We start from the raw sequence: 20,353 nt of genomic DNA on the forward strand, positions 1-20,353 counted from the left end.
CGGAAACCCGATAGTCGCTGTGACTAGCCGCCTAGCTCCATGCCCAGGTAGGCCAATTCAACGTCACCGGCAAAGGTACTCTTCGCAGCACGTAGTGCTTCTTCACCGTCGGCGTATGGCGGAATGTGAGTCAGCACCAGCTTCTTAACCCCCGCCAGCGTCGCTGCCTTTCCGGCCTCAAAGCCTGTCAGGTGCATGTCCGGTGGGGTGCCCTCTTCGTTGCTGCACCATGTGGCTTCGCAGATGAAGATATCCGCATCCCGCGCCAGCTCCACCAATTCATCGGTCCACGCAGTATCTCCGGTGTACGCAATGGTCAGACCATCTGCTTCAATGCGATATCCAACAGCTGGCACCGGGTGGACCATGTTATACGGCGTGACGACGGCGCCTCCGTCCGCTTCGTCCCCACCGACTAACAGTGGCTCACCGGGGTTACTCACAACCTGATCAAAAGTGTCTTCCAGGTTGGCATCTTCTTCACTTCCCAGTGCTTTGCACATGGTGCCTATCCGGTCGTGAATGTCTCCGGGGCCAACCAGGAGATTCCGGGAACTCGCCGGGGCTGTCGGGTGGAAGCGACGCCAGACGAGCAGCCCTGGAATGTCTGCAGTGTGGTCTGGGTGCACATGAGTTAGTAACAAATCACAAGCTGCAGGATCAGAGATCTTCTGCAATTCGGCGAGGACACCGGGACCCAAATCAATGACAAAGGTTCGACCGTTATCCAGCTCAATGAGGTAGCCAGATGCTGGCGCCGATGGGCCACCCATGCTGCCTGTACATCCCAGAACCTTCAATCGCATACTTCAAGCTTGCCATGTAATTGATCAAAAACGAGCAAAAAACCAATGGAGTGTCTGGATTTAATAAGAAAGGTCACATTTGGGAATGCATAGTGACCTGGCTAATACCCGGCCCAAGGAAGCGCTTTGCCAGGGATGCAAAAACTTGCGGATCTCCAGTGGATTCGAATGTGCGCACAGGGTTCGGATTACTCTCCGGGTCAGCGAGCATGTCGGTCTTTGTGAGGATGCGCAGAACATCCTTCGACGTCTCCTCCGCCGACGACACTAGGGCGACGTCCTCCCCCATAGCCAGCTGAATCACACCAGACAGCAGCGGATAGTGGGTGCAGCCCAGCACGAGGGTGTCCACACCATCGGCCTGCAATGGCGCGAGGTAGCCCTCTGCAAGTCCCAGAATCTGGCGACCGGAGGTAATTCCTCGCTCGACAAAGTCCACGAATCGCGGGCAGTCGACCGCGGAGACATCCACGCCGGGCACTGCATCAAAGAGATCTTGGTAGGCACGGGAGCGAATTGTGGCGGCGGTACCGATTACGCCGACTTTTCCGTTCCTGGTGGTCGAGACCGCACGGCGCACAGCGGGCAGAATGACCTCGACTACTGGGACTGGGTAGCGCTCGCGGGCATCACGCAAAAATGCGGCCGAAGCCGTGTTGCAGGCAATGACAATCATCTTGCAGCCGCGTGCAACCAGTTCATCGGCAATCGCTTCAGCGTGCTGACGAACCTCGGCGATGCGCAGCGGCCCGTAAGGGCCGTTGGCAGTATCGCCGATGTACATAATCGACTCGTGCGGCAGCTGATCCATGATGGCACGTGCCACTGTCAGCCCACCGACGCCGGAGTCAAAGATGCCAATCGGCGCTGTTCGGTCGGGGAAGCCACTATCCTGCGCTGTCAGCTGATTGACTGCCTGAGTTTCTGCTCCTGCTCCCACCGCTATCTGGACTCCTCATATCGTTGGTCAAACACCGAAGCTCCTATTCTAGGCCGATTTCGTCAGGAGCTGATGCCACGTACCTCGGGCTCTTAGCGACGTGCACTCTTAGCCACGTGCACGACCGCGCTTAAACATCACCGCAGCCCAGATGCCCGCAAGCCCACCGAAGAGGTGCATCTGCCAACTAACAGCCATCTGTGTTGGCAGCACTCCCCAGATAAGACCCGAATACATCGATGCCAGAATCACGCCCAAAATAATCTGCATCACCCGACGATTCACGAAACCGCGTACGACCAAAAACGCCAGCCAGCCGTAAATCAGGCCGGACGCACCGATGTGGACGGTATTTACACCGCCGACCAGCCAGGTCAGACCGCCACCAACGACCGTAATCAAGAGTGTGACCTGCCAAAATAGCCGCTTCGACGACATTGCAATCAAACCGGCGAACAACGCCCCGGGCAGAGAGTTCGCCACAATGTGCCCGTAATCTGCGTGCAGCAGCGGTGCGGTCAAAATTCCCCACAGCGTCGAGGTTTCGCGTGGGCGCACACCGAAGTTGTTCAGCGCCCCACCAAAGATGAATTCGTTGACAAGAAAGACCGTCCAGATAAGTGCCAGGTACCCAATAGCCGTACTGATGGCCGCCCCGAGCCCGCCGTCGCGATCCTGTGGAACAATCTGATTATTCCGCCGCGTCTGCACGGGACCGCCCATCGGGTACTGCGCATAGTTCTGGTAATTCTGCTGTTGTCCCGAGCTCCATTGCGGATTCATTGGCGCACTTCCCTCACTACTTATCCAGCATCTCTGACAGCGCGGCCACTCCCGCGCGTCCCGTTGCACTCATCACGGCATCGACAATAGCCATCTGCACCGCATCGGCCGCCATCGCAGCCAACAGGGCCACCACATCCGAGCCCACGGGTTCAGCGTTTCCGCTATCCGCCGCATCGGCCGAGCTGAGGGCAAACAGCGTGTCACCGTCCATCGGCGCATGGGCCGGCCGAATCGCTCGTGCCAGCCCATCATGACCGCACATCGCCAACCGCTTCAACTGCGCAGTTGTCACCGGCGCATTGGTTATCAATGTGCCAATCGTTGTGTTTCGCGTGCTTGCCGACGATTCCCCGTGTCCAGCCTCATCGGCGAGAATCTTGGTCCTACCGACGAAAACCTGGTCCAGCTGGGCCAATGCCTCCTTGCTGGCACCGGCAGCCGCGGGCATTCCGTAAAGGTGTCCCTCCGGGTCAATGACCGCACCAAAGGAGTTGACCACCATTGCGGCAGCCACAAAGTACTTACCATCGGCGGAGGTCACACGGGCTTGTCCAAAACCACCCTTGATTGCCCCGGCCATAGCGCCAACACCGGCACCTATTGTGCCGGAGGGAGTGCCCTCCGGGACGTCGTCAAGCGCGTGCGACAACGCCTCGCGCCCGAGTGCAGCGGTGGGCAGCGTCGGCTCCCCCAACAGCAAGTCGAAGATGACAGCACCGGGAACGATGGGCACGAGGATATCCGGACGAGTTGGGGTGACCTCAAAGCCAATGCCGCGGTCGCGCAGTTCGCGCATAACTCCGTCGGCAGCTGCGAGGCCGTACGCGGAGCCGCCAGCCAAAACGACAGCGTGGGCGCGTTCGACGGTATTCTCCGGTGCGAGCAGGTCGGTCTCGCGGGTGCCCGGACCGCCGCCGCGGACATCGACAGCGCCGACAGCGCCGCCTGGAGCGGCGATGACGGTGACTCCGGTATCCCCCTCAGCAGCATGGCCGATGGAGATGCCGTCGATGGAGTCGAGACAGCCTGCGCCGATGTCGATGCTCGTGCCCAGCGCAGCACTGCTGGCTTGGTGTCGAATGTCGGTGGGGCTGATTGCGAAGATCTCAGAATTCATTGTCGACCACGGCACCTTTCACCACAGTTCATGGCAGCTAGCCTCAGTTGATTACTGCATCTTTCGGGGTTTTGCTCGGATTCGCTACTCACCCATGAACTGGTCCAACAGTGACTCTTGGTTGTAGGACAGCCACTGGTACATCGCGTCGGTCTGCTCAATCTGTTCGATGGAGCCATTGAGGTTCTCCATGGAAACATGCAGGTAAATACGTAGGTCATTGATACCCGCCACCCAGGCATGGGCATCACTTTCCGAAATGGATACCTGCCCCGACTCGGCGGGCTCCAGGGCGTCGATAATCGCACGCAGGGAATGGAGCTTGCTCTCTACAATCTCCGATTCATGCAGCTGGCGCATGAGGGCGTTTTCCCCCTCCACGCTCTCCTCACCCGGCTTGGTGAAGTCCGGCAACAGTCGCGCAAGCTTCGGATCGGATGGGGCCTCGGAGTGCCCGACAGGCATTCCCGTCATTTCCGCGAGCTCATCCTTCGGCGCCGACCGGGCTCGCTCCATCAGCGAGTCCGCCACAGTAGCAGCCAGATTCAGCAGCAAATCCCGCTCCGCGCCTTCAAAAGCCGTGACGTACTTGACGCCACCGCCGAGAAGGGATCGCTTGCGCTTCCAAGGACGCATGTAAATTCTCTCCCGCTGTCGAATATCGGCTTAGTCAGCCTGCTCCATTGTTGCCCACAAGCCTGCCTTGTGGAGCTTCTTCACATCGGCCTCCACCTTGTCACGCTCACCGGAAGACACGATTGCCTTGCCCTCCGTGTGAACCGTCATCATCAGCGCGTGCGCCTTCTTTCGGTCCATGCCGAAGAGCATCTGAAACACGTAGGTGACATAACTCATCGAATTAACCTGGTCATCCCACACAATGCACTGCCAGGGTCGGTTCGATTCCGTCACGACATCGGCATCCATAGTGGGCATCGGTGTTGCTGCTGGCATGCTCATAGGCACCAGGATAGTACGGAGTGGCGCGCGCTCGCCGGAACCGACTGCCCCGGCCCGCTTCAGCCGACTAGACTATTGACCGTGATTGATAAGCATTCCTCCACCGCCCTTCTCACCGATAAGTACGAGCTGACGATGCTGCAGGCATCGCTTGCCGACGGATCCGGCGAGCGCCAGGTCGCCTTCGAGGTGTTTGGCCGTCGTCTACCGAATGAGCGCCGCTATGGCGTTGTCGCTGGTACAGCGCGTGTGTTGGATGCTATCCGCAACTTCCGCTTCACCGAGGAACAGCTGGCTTCGCTGGACTTCCTCGATGACAGGACGCTGGATTACCTGCGTAACTATTCCTTCAGTGGCCAAGTCGACGGCTACCGCGAGGGAGAGCTCTACTTCCCCGCCTCGCCCATTTTGACGGTGCGAGGCACTTTCGCCGAGTGCGTCATTTTGGAGACTGTTATTCTCTCCATTCTCAATGCAGACTCCGCCATCGCCTCGGCAGCAACCCGAATGGTCACGGCTGCCGGTGGGCGCCCGATTATTGAAATGGGTTCGCGTCGCACTCATGAAGAAGCAGCTGTGACTGCTGCCCGCGCCGCTTACCTGGCAGGTTTTAGCGCCACCTCCAACTTGGAGGCAGCGGCACGGTACAACATCCCAGCCTCCGGTACCGCTGCGCACGCGTGGACTCTGTTGCACACCAACCCAGATGGCACGACGAACGAGGCTGCGGCCTTCAAGGCTCAGATTGACACACTGGGAACCGACACCACTTTGTTGGTGGATACCTACGACATCACCGAGGGCGTCAATACGGCTATTGAGGTCGCGGGTCCGGAACTCGGCGGTGTACGTATTGACTCCGGCGACCTCGGAGTTCTCGCTCGCCAGGTGCGTCAGCAGCTCGACTCGCTGGGGGCGCACAACACCAACATCGTAGTGTCCTCTGACCTCGACGAGTTCGCCATTGCGGCGCTGAGGGCAGAGCCGGTCGATGTCTACGGCGTGGGCACCTCTGTAGTCACTGGCTCCGGCGCACCGACTGCGGGCCTGGTCTACAAGATGGTCGAAGTTGATGGGGTGCCCGTCGCCAAGCGTTCTCTGGATAAGCGGAGCCATGGTGGCGTGAAGGCGGCGATTCGTACCTGTCGCCGTTCCGGTACCGCCGTAGAGGAAATCGCTTTCCCGCTCGGCTCGGAAATCCCGGATGTGGGCAACCTGCACTACCGCGATCTGACCATTCCGATGATGCGCGATGGCGAGGTCGTCGATGGTCTACCGACCTTGGAGGAGTCCCGCGATCACTTGGTTAAGGCGCTGGTCAGCCTCCCTTGGGAGGGGCTCGCACTTTCCCGTGACGAGCCGGTACTGTCCGTCCGTTTTCACGGCGTTTAGGCGGCGGGGGAACTGTGTCGGACAGTACCGAGCACGCAAATTTTGCTGAGCTATCGGACGACTTTGAGGACTTTGACGATGTTGACGATGTTGACGAGCTAGCTTCACCGAGAGCCAGCGTCCATAACGCGGATAGCATCGAAGCTCTTCTCGATGCGGCAGTGAAGGAACTCGGCGGAACGACTCGACCGAATCAGGTCAAAATGTCCCGGTCGGTGGCCTCCGCCTTTGCGCGCGAGCGGCACCTAGCGGTACAGGCAGGTACCGGTACGGGTAAGTCGCTGGCCTACCTGGTGCCTGCCATTGTGCAAGCAATGGAGTCCGACGAGTCTGTAATCGTTTCCACGGCGACCATTGCGCTGCAACGCCAGCTGGTCGAACGCGACTTGCCGCGGCTAGTCAGTTCGCTAGAGCCACACTTGTCCCGTACGCCAACCTTCGCAATCCTCAAGGGCCGCTCGAACTACCTGTGCAAGTCCAAGGTCGGAAATGTCATCAAAGATCCCGTCATGGACGGTGATGAATCCGAGCCGACCGCTATGGGCGGCCCCACTGCTCTACTCAGCGAAGCGCAGCTCAGCCGAACCGCTGCCGAGGTCATGCGGCTACGCGAGTGGGCCAATGACACCGACACCGGCGACCGCGACAGCCTGGACAAGGGCGTTTCCAACGAAGCCTGGCGGCAGGTCTCCGTCACGGCTCGCGAATGCGTCGGTGCCATTTCCTGCCCTTTCGGCGAGGAGTGTTTCGCCGAACAAGCCCGCCGCGAGGCCTCCAACGTCGACATCGTTGTCACCAATCACGCACTGTTGGCCATCGATGCGCTCTCCGACGCCATGATTTTGCCGCAGCACGACTGCGTTGTCATTGACGAGGCTCACGAGCTCGACGGTCGAATCACCTCTGTTGCCACCGACGAGCTCTCCCCTGCCGGTATCACCATGATGGCCCGGCGCGCCCGCAAATTCGGCGCCGCAGAGCAGGTGGATGATGTCACCGATGCCACGGATTTACTCGGCGAGACCGTCGCATTGCTTGCCGACGCCTACAGCGGCGCACTCGAAGAAATTCCCGGTGAGCTTGGAGCGGCGCTAGCTTCGCTCCGCGATAGCCTGTGGCAACTACAGACCACGCTAGGTACCTCTAGTTCAGGCAGCTCTGGCGGGTCGGGCTCCGGTGGTTCGGGTTCTGACTCTGACAACACTGAGCGCCAGACCGTCCGCGCTGCCGTGGAGAATATGCACGACACAGTCGTGCGAATTCTAGAGTTCAGTAGCGACGATGTCGTATGGCTTGGCGAGAACAAGACAGTTTATGTCGCTCCCCTGTCCATCGCAGCACTGCTTCGCGAACGCCTCTTCGGCGAATCCACCGTCGTTTTGACCTCAGCAACACTTGCTCTTGGCGGCAAGTTCGATGCCATGGCCGCCGCTTGGGGGCTTCCCTCCGGTGGGTGGGATGGCTTGGACGTCGGCACGCCCTTTGACCCGCAGAAATCTGGCATCCTCTACGTCGCACGCGACCTGCCACGACCTGGACGCGACGGCGCCACACCAGAGCAGTTCGCGATCATGGAGCGCCTCATCCGCGCCGCTGGTGGGCGAACGCTCGGGCTGTTTTCTTCTCGCCGAGGCGCCGAGGCAGCGGCGGAGGAAATGCGCAAGCGCCTGCCTTACGACGTGCTGTGCCAAGGCGATGACTCTATCGGTGCTCTGGTTGATCGCTTCGCAGCTAATCCGCAGACATGCTTGTTTGGCACGCTGACGCTGTGGCAAGGCGTCGATGTTCCTGGCCCATCGCTATCGTGTGTCATCATCGATCGCATCCCGTTCCCCCGCCCCGACGACCCGCTTTTGTCCGCGCGCTCCGATGCGGCTAATGCCGCTGGCCGAAACGGTTTTATGGAGGTCTCAGCGACACATGCAGCGCTGCTGATGGCGCAGGGTTCTGGTCGTCTGCTACGCCAAGTCGATGACCGCGGGGTTGTTGCGGTACTGGATTCACGGTTGGCTACTGCACGCTATGGTTCCTGGATCGCCGCGTCGATGCCTGACTTCTGGCGGACGACCAACCTGGATATTGCGGCTGGAGCGTTGCAGCGGCTGACCCAAAGCTGATTCAGAGGGGGCTGTCTGGGCTCACGAGGTGACGCTGGATTAGGCATAGTTTCTGGAAAAAATCCCACGCTTTTCTATCCAATACATTATTGTGATGTGAAACACAGCACTGCTACAGTGCCCGAGCTAATGAAGCAGGACACTTGGCAGCCGTGCACGAGATTAGAAAGGCGATTTCCTGCATGCCCCTTTCCAGCAACCTCCCCGACATCGACATCCCGGAGACCTCACTCTTTGAGTTCCTCTTCGGAGAAATTGAGCCACGTCACCAGGACAAGCTTGCAATCGTTGACTCAGGCTCCGAGGTCACCTTCGGTGATCTGAAGGCCAGCATTGAGAAGTTTGCGGGTGCGCTGGCAGCACGTGGGATTAAGAAGGGCGACGTTGTGGCTCTCCACTGCCCCAACTCGACAACCTTCGCGGTCGCTCTTCACGGTGTCCTACGCGCGGGGGCTGTCTGCACGACGGTCGCATCGCTGGCAACTGCGGAGGACATTGAAAACCAACTCCGGATGTCTGACGCGAAGATGATGCTGACGACCTCCTCAATCGGTTGGGCTGGCGCCCACGGCGCTGAGGCTGCTGGTCTGCCGGAAGAGATGATTATCGGCCTGACGGGTCTCCACGGCATGGGCGAGCTGCTTGCCGAGGGGCACGCAGCCCCGGACGTCGACGTATCACCCGATGACGTTGCCGTGATTCCGTTTTCCTCGGGAACCACCGGTGTACCGAAGGGCGTCCAGCTCACTCACCGCAACTTGGTGGCCAACGTCGCTCAGGCGGGTGGAGCTACAGTCAACGCGCTGACCGAGGACACCCCGGCTGTCACTATCCTGCCGTTTTTCCACATCTACGGCCTGACTGCGCTGCTGAATCTGTGCCTGTGGCGCCGCACGACGCAGTACACCATGGGCAAGTTCGACCTCGTCGATTTCCTGTCCATCATCGCCGAGCACAAGGTGAAGTTCGCGTTCATCGCACCGCCTGTAGCTGTGGGCCTGGCCAAGCACCCAGCTGTCGATTCCTTTGACCTGTCCAGCCTGGAGACAATCTTCTCGGGTGCCGCTTCTCTCCAACTTGACCTCGCGGAACAGGTGGAAAAGCGCCTTGACTGCGTGGTCGCACAGGGCTTCGGCATGACCGAGTCCTCGCCAGCAGCCCACATCCGCATCGGCCACGATAGTCCGCTGGACTCGATCGGTCGCGCAGTCCCCAACACTCAGTACAAGATTGTCAACCTCGACTCCGACAGCTTTGAGGAAATCCCGGTTCCCGCCGAGGGGCGCTCGGAGGCAGGTGAGCTATGGATTCATGGTCCACAGGTGATGAAGGGCTACCTCAACAACCCGAAGGCGACGGCAGAGACGCTTGTCGACGGTTGGCTGCGTACCGGCGACGTTGCGGAACTCGACGAACACGGGAATGTGTACATCGTCGACCGCTTCAAGGAACTGATTAAGTACAAGGGCTACCAGGTTCCGCCGGCCGAGCTCGAGTCCGTGCTGCTCAGCCACCCGGATATTGCCGATGCCGCCTGCAGTGGTGTCGTTCGCTCCGACGGCGAGGAGATTCCTAAGGCCTACGTTGTCCTCAAGGCGGGCAAGCAGGTGACTGAAGACGAGATTATGGACTACGTCGCCGACCGCGTCGCACCGTACAAGAAGGTGCGAGCAGTCGAGTTCATGGATGAAATCCCGAAGTCGGCGACGGGCAAGATTCTGCGCAAGGATCTCAAGGCCATGGAGGCAGCACGCGCTCAGTCGTGAGTTACTGCCCCAGGGGTCACCGCCACGGTGACTGAACCGGGTGCAATCTCGGTAAACCCGGCATCCTGAACCTCAACCGCGCGGGGCTCTGGCGCTGGCCACTGCTCCCGCGGTACTTCTTTCACATCTAACGCATAACCACTTTGCGCCCACGCCCAAGCGTCCTCGACCGACAGGCTGGCCGCATAGAGCATCGAGCCGTGTCCAACTTGCGCGGCCACCTTTCCTACGGACATATTCAGGTTTTTGTCCACCCAAATCACTGGCGGAGCAAAGGTGTCAGCGCTCTCATGGTCGCCCGGGGCGCCGGGAGATGTGTTCTCCGGGTCGTCGTAAGGCAAATCGGTGCCGGAAATTTGTAGTTTGGCAATCTCCGGGTAGGTTTCGTCGACAGGCGTTGGCACTAGTGCGCGAGCTTGCGCGCCGTCGACGTCCACGGTGACACCCGGTGCAAGCTGAGCGCGTTGCCAGCCGATATTGCGAGCGCGACGTGTGAGCTTGCGGATGCGCGCACCGTACCAAGACGCCAGACCTTGTTGATAGGCAGAAGTGTCATCGCCTGCGCGTTCGTCCAGGCAACAAGCAACCACAGCCATCGCGGCAGCGCGGAGCAGCGCAGTGCGCGAGGGGCGTTCCTTCTTCGGAACCTCAAGCACAATAGCCATTGCCCACGGCACATCCTCGCCGTGGTCTTCCCTATCAGGTTGCGGCAGGAGATTATGGGCGATACGGAACCACTCCGGTACCGATGATGCGTCCGTGACAGCTGGATCCTTGTGATCCTCGCGTTGCACTACTGCTCCAACGGCACGCGGCGGAAGGTGCCATCTTCGCGGTCGGCATCGTCGATTTCATCGCGGGAAATGCCCAGCATGAACAGAATCGAGTCCATGAATGGAACGTTGACGGACGTGTCAGCGATTTCCTTCAGCGCCGGCTTGGCATTGAAAGCAATACCAAGGCCTGCGACCGACAACATATCGATGTCATTGGCCCCATCGCCGACCGCAACGGTCTGATGCATCTGAAGCCCCGACTCTGCGGCGAACGTCTTGAGGCTGCGGGCCTTCTCCTGCCTATCGACGACATCGCCGACCACGCGTCCAGTCAGCTTTCCGTCCTCGACCTCGAGGGTATTCGCCTTGTAAAAGTCCAGACCGAGATCCTTTGCCAGCGGCTCCAAGATCTGGATAAAGCCACCGGAGACAGCACCACACTTGTAACCGAGGCGCTTCAGCGTGCGGATCGTGGTGCGGGCGCCTGGAGTCAGCTCGATGGAGTTAGTGACTTCCTCTAGGACACTGACCGGCAGGCCAGCCAGAGCCTTAACTCGCTCATGCAGTGACTCGGCGAAGTCCAGCTCACCGCGCATAGCGCGCTCTGTAACCGCTGCAACCTCCGCCTCGCGACCAGCATGGGCGGCCAGCATCTCAATGACCTCACCGGTAATCAAGGTCGAGTCCACATCGAAACAAATCAAGCGCTTGGAGCGGCGTTGCAAACCAGCGCGTTCAATTGCGATGTCAATGTCCTGGTCCTGTGCAAGCTCGGCCAGTGCCTTACGCAGCGGAATGCCCGCACCCGGCTTCGGGTCCGGAATAGAGACCAGCAATTCCAGGCCAGTGACTGGGTAGTCAGCAATACCGCGAATGGAATCGATGTTTGCACCGTAATCAGCAAGAGTGCGGCCGATACGGGAAATATCCTCAGCGTTGACCGGATTGCCCAACACGACAAGTGCGTGGGTGGAGCCATCGCTGCGCTCAATCGGGGCATCCAGCTGGAAACTGACAGTCATGCCGTGAGGCTTCAGTGTTTCAATGAGTCCCTCACGGAGAACACCGACCTTTTCTTCTGTGACACCAACAAGCGCACCGAGGCTCAGATTAGAGCGGAACACCGACTGTTCCACATCCAAAATTTGAACTCCGTGGGCCGCGAGCACGCGGAAGAAAGCTGCGGAGACACCCGGGCGGTCTCGGCCAACAGCGGTAATAAGCACCGGAGCTAGTCCCGGTGCCAACGAAACCGATAGAGCATCGGTATCTACAGACTGACTGGGAGAGATAATTACCTGTTCATTCACCAATCCAGTATCGCATGAAGCCCCGGCAGAGTGCTCATCGCATAGTGGGATTCCGCACTTCAGTGGGTGGCCAGTGACAGGCGCTAGCCATCGCCCTGCTCTCTTGCCCTTCTGGCGCTCCCTGCCCCCCCCCTGCTCTCCCTGCGCTCTCTTACTGCCTCTTCCCTAGGAAAGACTCTCAAAGACAAGACTAAGGCCCCATCACGGAGAACCGTGATGGGGCCTTAGCTTCGCGTAGTTATTAACTCAGAGTTGCATCAGCCATGTAGCCACTAGCTCTTAGAGCTGACGACCAACGTGGGCCTCTGCGCGCTGACGCTCAACCATGTGCGGGTAGTGCAGCTCGAACGCCGGGCGCTCCGAGCGGATGCGCGGCATCGAGGTGAAGTTGTGGCGCGGCGGCGGGCAAGAAGTAGCCCACTCGAGGGAGTTACCGTAACCCCACGGGTCATCAACAGTGACGACCTCACCGTAGCGCCAGGACTTGAAGACGTTCCAGACAAACGGGATAACAGACAGACCCAGGATGAACGCACCAACGGTGGAGATCATGTTCAGGGTGGTGAAACCGTCAGTCTCGAGGTAGTCGGCGTAACGACGCGGCATACCCTCGTTACCCAGCCAGTGCTGGACCAGGAAGGTCAGGTTGAAGCCGATGAAGGTCAGCCAGAAGTGAACCTTTGCCAGCTTCTCGTCGAGCATACGACCAGTCATCTTCGGGAACCAGAAGTAAACGCCCGAGTAGGAAGCGAAGACCAGGGTACCGAACAGGGTGTAGTGGAAGTGCGCCACGACGAAGTAAGTATCAGAGACGTGGAAGTCCAGCGGTGGGGAAGCCAGCATAATACCGGTCAAACCACCGAACAGGAAGGTCACGATGAAGCCGAGAGCGAAAGTCATCGGAGCCTCGAAGGTCATGTGGCCACGCCACATGGTGCCCATCCAGTTGATGAACTTAACACCGGTCGGGACCGAAATCAGGAAGGTCATGAACGAGAAGAACGGAAGCAGAACGCCACCGGTCACGAACATGTGGTGTGCCCACACAGCCATGGACAGACCTGCAATAGACAGGGTTGCGAAGACCATACCTGCGTAGCCGAACAGCGGCTTACGGGAAAAGACCGGAACGACCTCGGTGATGATGCCCACGAACGGCAACAGCAGGACGTAGACCTCTGGGTGACCGAAGAACCAGAACAGGTGCTGCCACAGCATTGCGCCACCGTTTGCCGGGTCGTAAATGTGACCGCCCAGCTTACGGTCGTACAAAACACCAAGAGCAGCTGCAGTCAGAATCGGGAAGATCAGCAGAGCCAGGATCGAGGTAACCAGGATGTTCCAGGTGAAGATTGGCATACGGAACATGGTCATGCCTGGTGCACGGAGGCACAGGACAGTGGTGGTCATGTTAATGGCGGAAGCGATGGTACCGACACCACCAACACCGACACCGACAATCCACAGGTCAGAACCGACACCCGGAGAGTGAATCGGGTCAGACAGCGGGGAGTACATGGTCCAACCGAAGTCAGCAGCACCACCCGGGGTCAGGAAGCCCGACAGCATCAGAATGCCACCAATGGTGGTCAGCCAGAAGCCGAAAGCGTTCAGACGCGGGAAAGCCACGTCCGGAGCACCAATCTGAAGTGGCAGAATGTAGTTAGCAAAACCCCAAACAATCGGGGTACCGAACAGAAGCAGCATCACCGTGCCGTGCATGGTGAACATCTGGTTGAACTGCTCGTTAGAAAGGAACTGAAGTCCTGGGGCGAAGAGCTCAGCACGGATAAGCAGAGCCATCAGACCGCCGACAAAGAAGAACGAGAAGGACATAATGATGTACATGATGCCCAGCTTCTTGTGGTCGGTCGTGGTCAGCATTTCCCACGCCCAGCTGCCCTTACGCTCATGTCCGAACGGCTGCGGCCGTTCCGGCGCTACAACGCCATGATCTGGACGAGGCGCTACTGCAGTCATTCTTCCTCCTTACTACGCGAAGATTTCCTGTAACTCACTACAGGGATTTTAAGTTTTGTCCTTGTGAGAATAGTGCAGGCGAGTACGCGACGGCGAACCCACCTACCGCTATGTGCCAGATTCTAGTCTGAACCTTGGAAAAAGTTAAGGCTAAGGGATTTTCCGGCTCACTTCCCCACTCAGCTAAGCACACTATTAGTTTCCTGAGAATTGTCTTAACCTGGGCTAACGCCTATTTAGCAGGAACCGTCGAGGCTAGGACTACTACCCCCGTGTGTGTGCTGTCACCAGAGTGAGGCTCGATGCGGAATGTTCCCTACACCTGTGCTTTTAGAAGTCCCAGTCCTCATCCTCGGTTACTTCAGCCTTACCCATGACGTAGGAAGAGCCGGAACCCGAGAAGAAGTCGTGGTTTTCGTCAGCATTCGGCGACAGGGCCGACAGGATCGACGGCGAAACGCGAGTCTCGTCGGCCGGGAACATACCCTCGTAGCCCAAGTTGTTTAGAGCCTTGTTGCCGTTGTAACGCAGGAAACGCTTGACATCCTCGGTCCAACCGAGTTCGTCGTACATCTCTTCGGTGTACTGAATCTCGTTGTCGTAGAGATCAAACATGAGGTCGAAGGTGTAATCCTTCAGCTCGTCACGTTCGGCCTGGGTCAGACGCTCCAGGTTGCGCTGGTACTTGTAACCGATGTAGTAACCGTGAACTGCCTCATCACGAATGATTAGGCGAATAATGTCCGCGGTGTTAGTCAGCTTGGCGTGGCTGGACCAGTACATCGGCAGGTAGAAGCCCGAGTAGAACAGGAAGGACTCCAACAAAGTGGAAGCGACCTTCTTCTTCTGCGGATTATCGCCCTCGTAGTAGTCGAGGATAATCTTGGCCTTCTTCTGCAGGTACTCATTCTCCTCGCCCCAACGGAACGCATCCTGAATCTCAGGAGTCGACGCCAGCGTCTGGAAAATCGACGAGTAGCTCTTTGCGTGCACCGATTCCATGAAGGCGATATTGGTGTACACAGCTTCCTCGTGCGGAGTCAGCGCATCCGGGATGAGCGATACTGCGCCAACTGTGCCCTGGATGGTGTCCAGCATGGTCAGACCAGTGAACACGCGCATCGTGGTGCGCTGCTCCAGTGCGTTGAGCGTATTCCAGCTCTTGATGTCATTCGACAGCGGCACCTTTTCCGGCAACCAGAAGTTACCGGTCAGACGATCCCAAACCTCGAGATCCTTGTCATCAGGAATCGTGTTCCAGTCAATAGCCGCAACTGGGCATGCACGCGACTCTGGATTCTTCTCACGGTGGGCCGGAGTCGAGGGTGGGCAATCATCGAAACTCACGTGGAAACCTCTCCCTTTTTCATTGATATTGCCGTTTTTCGAACGCACCTTATATATAAGGAACGTCCTTCACTCTTTATGAGTCCAAAACAGCGGCTGCAGCGGTGGCTATTCCAGCCTTGTCCCACTACAAAACGTCAGGCTCCCGATGAAAGGAGCCACTACCCTTAGCAGCTTACCCACACCCGCATTATTAAGCACGTGGCCTAGAAGAAATCGCCCCACTTGCCGATTCTTGTTCCCGGCACCCCTCCCCTAACCCCACGTCACACAAAGAAAAAGGTGCTTGACGACGCAATGTCCGTCGTCAAGCACCAAGCGCAAGATGTTGCGCGAGCCTAGGCGTGAACCTTCTCTCGGTTTTCCGCCGTGTCGTTGATGATGCGGTCGGAGATGACGTACACCAGCAAACCTACGACAGCCATGAGCGCGAGCAACCAAGCGATGGTAGCGGAGACCCCTTCTGCTTCAGACTGCGCGATGGAGAGGGTGCTGAAGAAGGCCGGTCGAGAATCAACAAGCATGGCCGTTAACGCGATGCCAACCGGTACGGCAATGTTGATCGTCAGATTGTAGAAACCGATTGCAACACCGGACTTGGCGGCAGGAATGTTCTGCAGTGCGGTCGCGACCAACGGCGCATACATGAGCGCGAACCCTGATGGGAACAGAATCATGGAGACGATAACCGTGGCAACACCGGCCCCCGGCAGCACTGCGGGGATGAGCAACGCCACGATGATGATGCTGATAGCCGCGACAATGGCCTGCTTCGAGGGCAGGAACTTGGCAACCTTGCCAGACATTACACCGACGATGACAGCGCAGAGGTAGCCCGGCGCGAGGATATAGGCAGCACCGTCGAGGTTGATGCCATAGAGCTCGTCGACCATATACGGCAACAGAATGGCCGAATACCCCAACTGGACCATGTAAACCACGAGCACAACAATCAGCGCGCAAACGTAGCGAGCATTGGTAAAGAACGACGGGCTGACCACGGCGTTGTCATGTGTCCGGATGTGCCAGACAAAGAGCGCGACGCCCAGCGCAGCGGCAACCAGCCACCACCATTGGAACTGCTGCATGAACAGCATCACCGCAGTGGCGATGACCGCGATGAGGAACAGGCCAAAGATATCCAGGTGACTCTTCTGCTGCTGCTCCTCCGGAACTGTCTTGATCAGGAACGGAATGGCAACTATCAGAATGAGCGAAATCAGGAACATAGCCGGCCAGGAAATGTAGGTAGCCACGATTCCCGAGGTCAACGTTCCAATCAGCAGCGCGGCTTGGAAGGCCGCGGTGGAAAAGCCGAGGTAGGTTTTCTGATCTTCTGGGCTTAGGTACTTGGTGACATAGATGACGTAGAGTGTCTCAGCCGCCGCCAGGCCGGCAGTTTGAATAATGCGGGCAGTAAGCACGATTGGCCATACTCCCTGGAAGAAATAACCCAGTAGAGAGCCCACGGCGACGAAGCCGATACCGACAATCATCAATTTGCGGATACTGATGCTGTCCGCCAATGCGGCGTACACCACCGCTCCAATGCCAATCAAGATACCGGCGAGTGTCGCCTGCAGACTGGCCGTGGAGACACTGAGGTCCAGAGATTCCGCAATCGGCTTGGTCATGAACTTAAAGCCATTGTCCAAGACCAAACAGAATACAAAGGAAAACAGCAAGACCGGGACTGCGGCCTTAGGGTTTGGCGCGGCAGCCTTGGACGCTGCGCTTTCACGGGGATTCACGTTCAAGCTGGTATTGCTGGCGGGATTGCTCATCGCACTGTACCTATTTCACACTTCAAGCCAATTGATTGCGGACCAGGACACTAGAGTCGAGCCAGCGGCAATGCCAGCTCCATCATCGTCGTGAAGGCCTTCTCACGTTCTTCCGGAGTGGTCTTTCCACCGGTGACGATGTTGTCCGACACAGTGAAGATTCCCATGGCCTCCACACCGGCCTCGGCGGCGGTGGCATAAAGGCCAGCAGATTCCATCTCCACCGCCAGCACACCCATGCGTGCCCAACGGTCGTTCACATCATCCTGGAAGTTGTAGAAAATATCGCTGGACAAGATGTTGCCGACGTGTGTAGTGATGCCCTGCTCGCGGGCACGATCGCGAACATCTTCAATCAGACGGAAAGATGCGGACGGGGCGAACGTTCCCGGCAAGTTGTACTGCGATAGAAAATTGGAGTCCGTCGATGCCGTCTGGCCGATAACCACGTCATACAGGTCCAGCTCCGGCTGCAACGCGCCGCAGGAACCGACGCGAATCAGCTTCTTGCAGCCGAAAACATGGATAAGTTCCCAGGAGTACAGCGAGATAGACGGAATGCCCATACCGGATCCCATGACGGACACTTCCTGCCCCTGGTAGGTGCCGGTAAAGCCCAACATGTTGCGAACTTTGTTGAACTGAACGACATCGTCCAAATAGGTCTCCGCAATGAACTTGGCACGCAGCGGGTCACCTGGCAACAAAATGGTTTCTGCAATCGGCGCACCCTTTGGGTTGATGTGTGGAGTGCTCTTACCAGTGGTATCGGACATGGCTTCCAGCCCCTTCCCCCACTAGCCGTGGGTGAAAATTATGCGAACATTGGTGTACCACTGCCCAGGTTAATTACCTGGATTACAACCGTCAATAGTGATATTTACATTTGTTCCCAATTGGGTGGAGTGACGAAAAAGGCGCGAGAATCTCCCGGCAAAACTCGGGGAAATTCTCGCGCCTTCAATGCGCTACAACTGAAGCACTAGATGCCTAGCCCTCAAGCACGCTTGCTTAAAGCATGCAGGATACGCAACCCTCGACCTCAGTACCCTCCAGCGCAACCTGACGCAGGCGGATGTAGTACAGAGTCTTAATACCCTTGCGCCATGCGTAAATCTGCGCACGGTTGAGGTCACGAGTGCTCACCGTGTCCTTGAAGAACAAGGTCAGCGACAGTCCCTGGTCAACATACTTGGTAGCGACCGCGTAAGTGTCAATGATCTTCTCGTAGCCGATTTCGTAGGCGTCCTGGAAGTACTCACGGTTGTCATTGTCCAAGTGCGGAGCCGGATAGTATACGCGACCGATCTTGCCCTCCTTGCGAATCTCAATCTGAGATGCAATCGGGTGAATCGACGAGGTCGAGTTGTTGATGTAGGAAATCGAACCGGTCGGCGGCACTGCCTGCAGGTTACGGTTGAACAGGCCGTACTCCATGACGTCGGCCTTCAGTTGCGCCCAGTCCTCAGCGTCCGGAATGTGCGCGGTGGAGTTCTCGAAGATCTCCTTGACGTGCTGAGTCTTCGGCTGGAACTCTGCCGGATCGAAGTTATCGAAGTACTTGCCGCTGGCGTAGTCAGAGTTCTCAAAGTTGACGAACTTCTGACCGCGCTCGCGAGCAATCTTGTTGGATGCGCGCAGGACTGCGTAGAGCACTGCTGCGAAGTAGGCGTTGGTGAAGTCCAGGCCCTCTTCCGAGCCGTACATAATCTTCTCGCGGCCAAGGTAGCCGTGCAGGTTCATCTGCCCCAGGCCGATGGCGTGAGATCCGTCGTTGCCCTTGCGAATCGATGGCACCGAGTCAATAGAAGTCTGCTCACTGACCGCAGTCAGGCCACGGATGGCAGTCTCGACAGTGCGACCAAAGTCCGGCGAGTCCATGGTCATCGCAATATTCAGCGAACCGAGGTTACAGGAAATGTCCTCACCCACGTGCTCGTAGGACAGGTCCGCATTGTAGGTCGACGGGGTGTTGACCTGCAGAATCTCCGAGCAGAGGTTCGACATGTTAATGCGGCCCTCAATCGGGTTCGCGCGGTTAACCGTGTCCTCGAACATGATGTACGGGTAGCCGGACTCAAACTGAATCTCAGCGATGGTCTGGAAGAACTGACGCGCGTTGATCTTCTGCTTACGAATACGCGGGTCCTCGACCATATCCGCGTAATTCTCGGTGATGCTAATGTCCGCGAACGGCTTACCGTAGACACGCTCGACATCGTACGGGCTGAAGAGGTACATGTCGTCGTTACGCTTGGCCAGCTCGAACGTGATGTCCGGAATGACAACGCCGAGCGACAGCGACTTGATGCGAATCTTCTCGTCCGCGTTCTCACGCTTGGTATCCAGGAAGCGCATGATGTCCGGGTGGTGCGCGTGCAGGTAGACAGCGCCTGCTCCCTGGCGAGCACCCAGCTGGTTAGCGTAGGAGAAGGAGTCCTCCAGCAGCTTCATAACCGGGATGACACCGGAAGACTGATTCTCGATGTGCTTAATCGGAGCGCCCTGTTCACGCAGGTTGCTCAGCAGCAGCGCCACACCACCGCCGCGCTTGGACAGCTGCAGCGAGGAGTTGATGGCGCGGCCAATGGACTCCATGTTGTCCTCGATACGCAGCAGGAAGCAGCTCACCGGCTCGCCGCGCTGGGCCTTACCGGAGTTGAGGAATGTAGGAGTAGCAGGCTGGAAGCGTCCGGCGATGATCTCATCAACCAGGTGCTGCGCGAGCCCCAAGTCGCCGTCGGCAAGCGTAAGAGCAACCATGCACACACGGTCTTCGTAGCGCTCCAAGTAACGCTTGCCGTCGAAAGTCTTCAGCGTGTACGAGGTGTAGTACTTGTAAGCACCCAGGAAAGTCTGAAAACGGAACTTGTGGGCGTAGGCCTGCTTGAACAGCGCCTTGACGTCCTCAAATTCGTACTTCTCCAGAACCTCAGCCTCGTAGTAATGGTTCTCTACCAGGTAATCGAGCTTCTCCCGCAAGTTATGGAAGAACACAGTGTTCTGATTGACATGCTGCAAGAAGAACTGCCGCGCAGCCATGCGGTCTTTATCGAACTGAATCTTGCCGTCTTCACCGTACAGATTCAGCAGCGCATTGAGCGCGTGGTAATCCAGCTTGTCCTCACCCACCGGCTCCGCGACCTGCTTGCCCATTTCCGACACGTTGACTCCTTTAATATTCATTTGCCTGCACAGGGTCTGTTCCAACACTGCCCAGAGCAATCCAATCTAGCTATTTTCCTCGCACACCGCTTTACGACGGCTTCCGC

16 protein-coding genes are annotated in these 20,353 nt (G+C 58.0%); 3 read left to right on the top strand and 13 right to left on the bottom strand.

What is annotated here, in order from left to right; translation table 11 throughout:
* Nucleotides 1-23: 23 nt before the first annotated feature.
* From ADM64_RS05005 to clpS, 6 genes are all read right to left on the bottom strand, one after another.
* Nucleotides 24-806, bottom strand: coding sequence for an MBL fold metallo-hydrolase (locus ADM64_RS05005; RefSeq protein WP_049193335.1), 783 nt, complete (start codon nucleotides 804-806; stop codon nucleotides 24-26).
* A 73-nt stretch (nucleotides 807-879) separates the two neighbouring features.
* Nucleotides 880-1,746 carry a glutamate racemase gene (gene murI / locus ADM64_RS05010; protein ID WP_016422264.1) on the bottom strand — a complete coding sequence of 289 codons (867 nt, stop codon included), beginning with the start codon at nucleotides 1,744-1,746 and terminating at the stop codon, nucleotides 880-882.
* A 108-nt stretch (nucleotides 1,747-1,854) separates the two neighbouring features.
* Nucleotides 1,855-2,529 carry a rhomboid family intramembrane serine protease gene (locus ADM64_RS05015; RefSeq protein WP_016422263.1) on the bottom strand — a complete coding sequence of 225 codons (675 nt, stop codon included), beginning with the start codon at nucleotides 2,527-2,529 and terminating at the stop codon, nucleotides 1,855-1,857.
* Between the two features lie 16 nt (nucleotides 2,530-2,545).
* A complete protein-coding gene (locus tag ADM64_RS05020) occupies nucleotides 2,546-3,649 on the bottom strand; it encodes a P1 family peptidase (protein WP_049193336.1) in 1,104 nt (367 codons plus the stop codon).
* Nucleotides 3,650-3,733: 84 nt separating this feature from the next.
* Nucleotides 3,734-4,285, bottom strand: a complete 552-nt coding sequence (locus ADM64_RS05025) for a DUF2017 domain-containing protein (protein ID WP_049193339.1) — start codon at nucleotides 4,283-4,285, stop codon at nucleotides 3,734-3,736.
* Nucleotides 4,286-4,315: 30 nt separating this feature from the next.
* Nucleotides 4,316-4,609, bottom strand: coding sequence for an ATP-dependent Clp protease adapter ClpS (gene clpS / locus ADM64_RS05030; protein ID WP_005511165.1), 294 nt, complete (start codon nucleotides 4,607-4,609; stop codon nucleotides 4,316-4,318).
* A gap of 81 nt (nucleotides 4,610-4,690) precedes the next feature.
* Between clpS and ADM64_RS05035 the strand changes: the two genes are divergently transcribed.
* The 3 genes from ADM64_RS05035 (at nucleotide 4,691) to ADM64_RS05045 (ending at nucleotide 9,884) form a co-directional block, all read left to right on the top strand.
* Nucleotides 4,691-6,001: a nicotinate phosphoribosyltransferase gene (locus ADM64_RS05035; RefSeq protein ID WP_016422259.1), complete on the top strand. Its 1,311-nt coding sequence runs from the start codon at nucleotides 4,691-4,693 to the stop codon at nucleotides 5,999-6,001.
* Between the two features lie 137 nt (nucleotides 6,002-6,138).
* Complete coding sequence (locus ADM64_RS05040) at nucleotides 6,139-8,118, top strand: ATP-dependent DNA helicase (protein WP_193390811.1); 1,980 nt, start codon at nucleotides 6,139-6,141, stop codon at nucleotides 8,116-8,118.
* Between the two features lie 182 nt (nucleotides 8,119-8,300).
* The gene (locus ADM64_RS05045) at nucleotides 8,301-9,884 is read left to right on the top strand and encodes an AMP-binding protein (protein WP_042388489.1); all 1,584 of its coding nucleotides are present in this window, start codon (nucleotides 8,301-8,303) and stop codon (nucleotides 9,882-9,884) included.
* Here the strand turns inward: ADM64_RS05045 and ADM64_RS05050 are convergent.
* From ADM64_RS05050 to nrdE, 7 genes are all read right to left on the bottom strand, one after another.
* On the bottom strand, nucleotides 9,875-10,678 hold the full coding sequence (locus tag ADM64_RS05050; RefSeq protein WP_049193344.1) for a peptidyl-tRNA hydrolase: 804 nt from the start codon (nucleotides 10,676-10,678) through the stop codon (nucleotides 9,875-9,877). The genes ADM64_RS05045 and ADM64_RS05050 overlap by 10 nt on opposite strands.
* Complete coding sequence (serB, locus tag ADM64_RS05055) at nucleotides 10,678-11,970, bottom strand: phosphoserine phosphatase SerB (protein WP_049193346.1); 1,293 nt, start codon at nucleotides 11,968-11,970, stop codon at nucleotides 10,678-10,680. The genes ADM64_RS05050 and serB overlap by 1 nt, the downstream gene beginning before the upstream one ends.
* 279 nt (nucleotides 11,971-12,249) lie before the next feature.
* Nucleotides 12,250-13,950 (bottom strand): cytochrome c oxidase subunit I, encoded by a 1,701-nt coding sequence (gene ctaD, locus ADM64_RS05060; RefSeq protein ID WP_005511131.1) that lies wholly within the window; start codon nucleotides 13,948-13,950, stop codon nucleotides 12,250-12,252.
* Between the two features lie 330 nt (nucleotides 13,951-14,280).
* The gene (nrdF, locus tag ADM64_RS05065; protein ID WP_016422253.1) at nucleotides 14,281-15,297 is read right to left on the bottom strand and encodes a class 1b ribonucleoside-diphosphate reductase subunit beta; all 1,017 of its coding nucleotides are present in this window, start codon (nucleotides 15,295-15,297) and stop codon (nucleotides 14,281-14,283) included.
* A 338-nt stretch (nucleotides 15,298-15,635) separates the two neighbouring features.
* Nucleotides 15,636-17,081, bottom strand: coding sequence for an MFS transporter (locus tag ADM64_RS05070; protein WP_016422252.1), 1,446 nt, complete (start codon nucleotides 17,079-17,081; stop codon nucleotides 15,636-15,638).
* Between the two features lie 50 nt (nucleotides 17,082-17,131).
* Complete coding sequence (deoD, locus tag ADM64_RS05075) at nucleotides 17,132-17,857, bottom strand: purine-nucleoside phosphorylase (RefSeq protein WP_016422251.1); 726 nt, start codon at nucleotides 17,855-17,857, stop codon at nucleotides 17,132-17,134.
* A gap of 235 nt (nucleotides 17,858-18,092) precedes the next feature.
* Nucleotides 18,093-20,237: a class 1b ribonucleoside-diphosphate reductase subunit alpha gene (gene nrdE / locus ADM64_RS05080; protein WP_172620253.1), complete on the bottom strand. Its 2,145-nt coding sequence runs from the start codon at nucleotides 20,235-20,237 to the stop codon at nucleotides 18,093-18,095.
* Nucleotides 20,238-20,353 lie beyond the last annotated feature (116 nt).

It is taken from the genome of Corynebacterium sp. 401_CJEI (genome assembly GCF_001076435.1).
GTDB lineage: Bacteria > Actinomycetota > Actinomycetes > Mycobacteriales > Mycobacteriaceae > Corynebacterium > Corynebacterium jeikeium_D.

Coding starts and splice junctions, on each gene's coding strand:
- deoD (WP_016422251.1), bottom strand. CDS start 17,857: ATGTCCGATACCACTGGTAAGAGCACTCCACACATCAACCCAAAGGGT.
- clpS (WP_005511165.1), bottom strand. CDS start 4,609: ATGAGCATGCCAGCAGCAACACCGATGCCCACTATGGATGCCGATGTC.
- ADM64_RS05005 (WP_049193335.1), bottom strand. CDS start 806: ATGCGATTGAAGGTTCTGGGATGTACAGGCAGCATGGGTGGCCCATCG.
- ADM64_RS05015 (WP_016422263.1), bottom strand. CDS start 2,529: ATGAATCCGCAATGGAGCTCGGGACAACAGCAGAATTACCAGAACTAT.
- ADM64_RS05045 (WP_042388489.1), top strand. CDS start 8,301: ATGCCCCTTTCCAGCAACCTCCCCGACATCGACATCCCGGAGACCTCA.
- ADM64_RS05020 (WP_049193336.1), bottom strand. CDS start 3,649: ATGAATTCTGAGATCTTCGCAATCAGCCCCACCGACATTCGACACCAA.
- ADM64_RS05070 (WP_016422252.1), bottom strand. CDS start 17,081: ATGAGCAATCCCGCCAGCAATACCAGCTTGAACGTGAATCCCCGTGAA.
- nrdE (WP_172620253.1), bottom strand. CDS start 20,237: ATGGGCAAGCAGGTCGCGGAGCCGGTGGGTGAGGACAAGCTGGATTAC.
- ADM64_RS05025 (WP_049193339.1), bottom strand. CDS start 4,285: ATGCGTCCTTGGAAGCGCAAGCGATCCCTTCTCGGCGGTGGCGTCAAG.
- ctaD (WP_005511131.1), bottom strand. CDS start 13,950: ATGACTGCAGTAGCGCCTCGTCCAGATCATGGCGTTGTAGCGCCGGAA.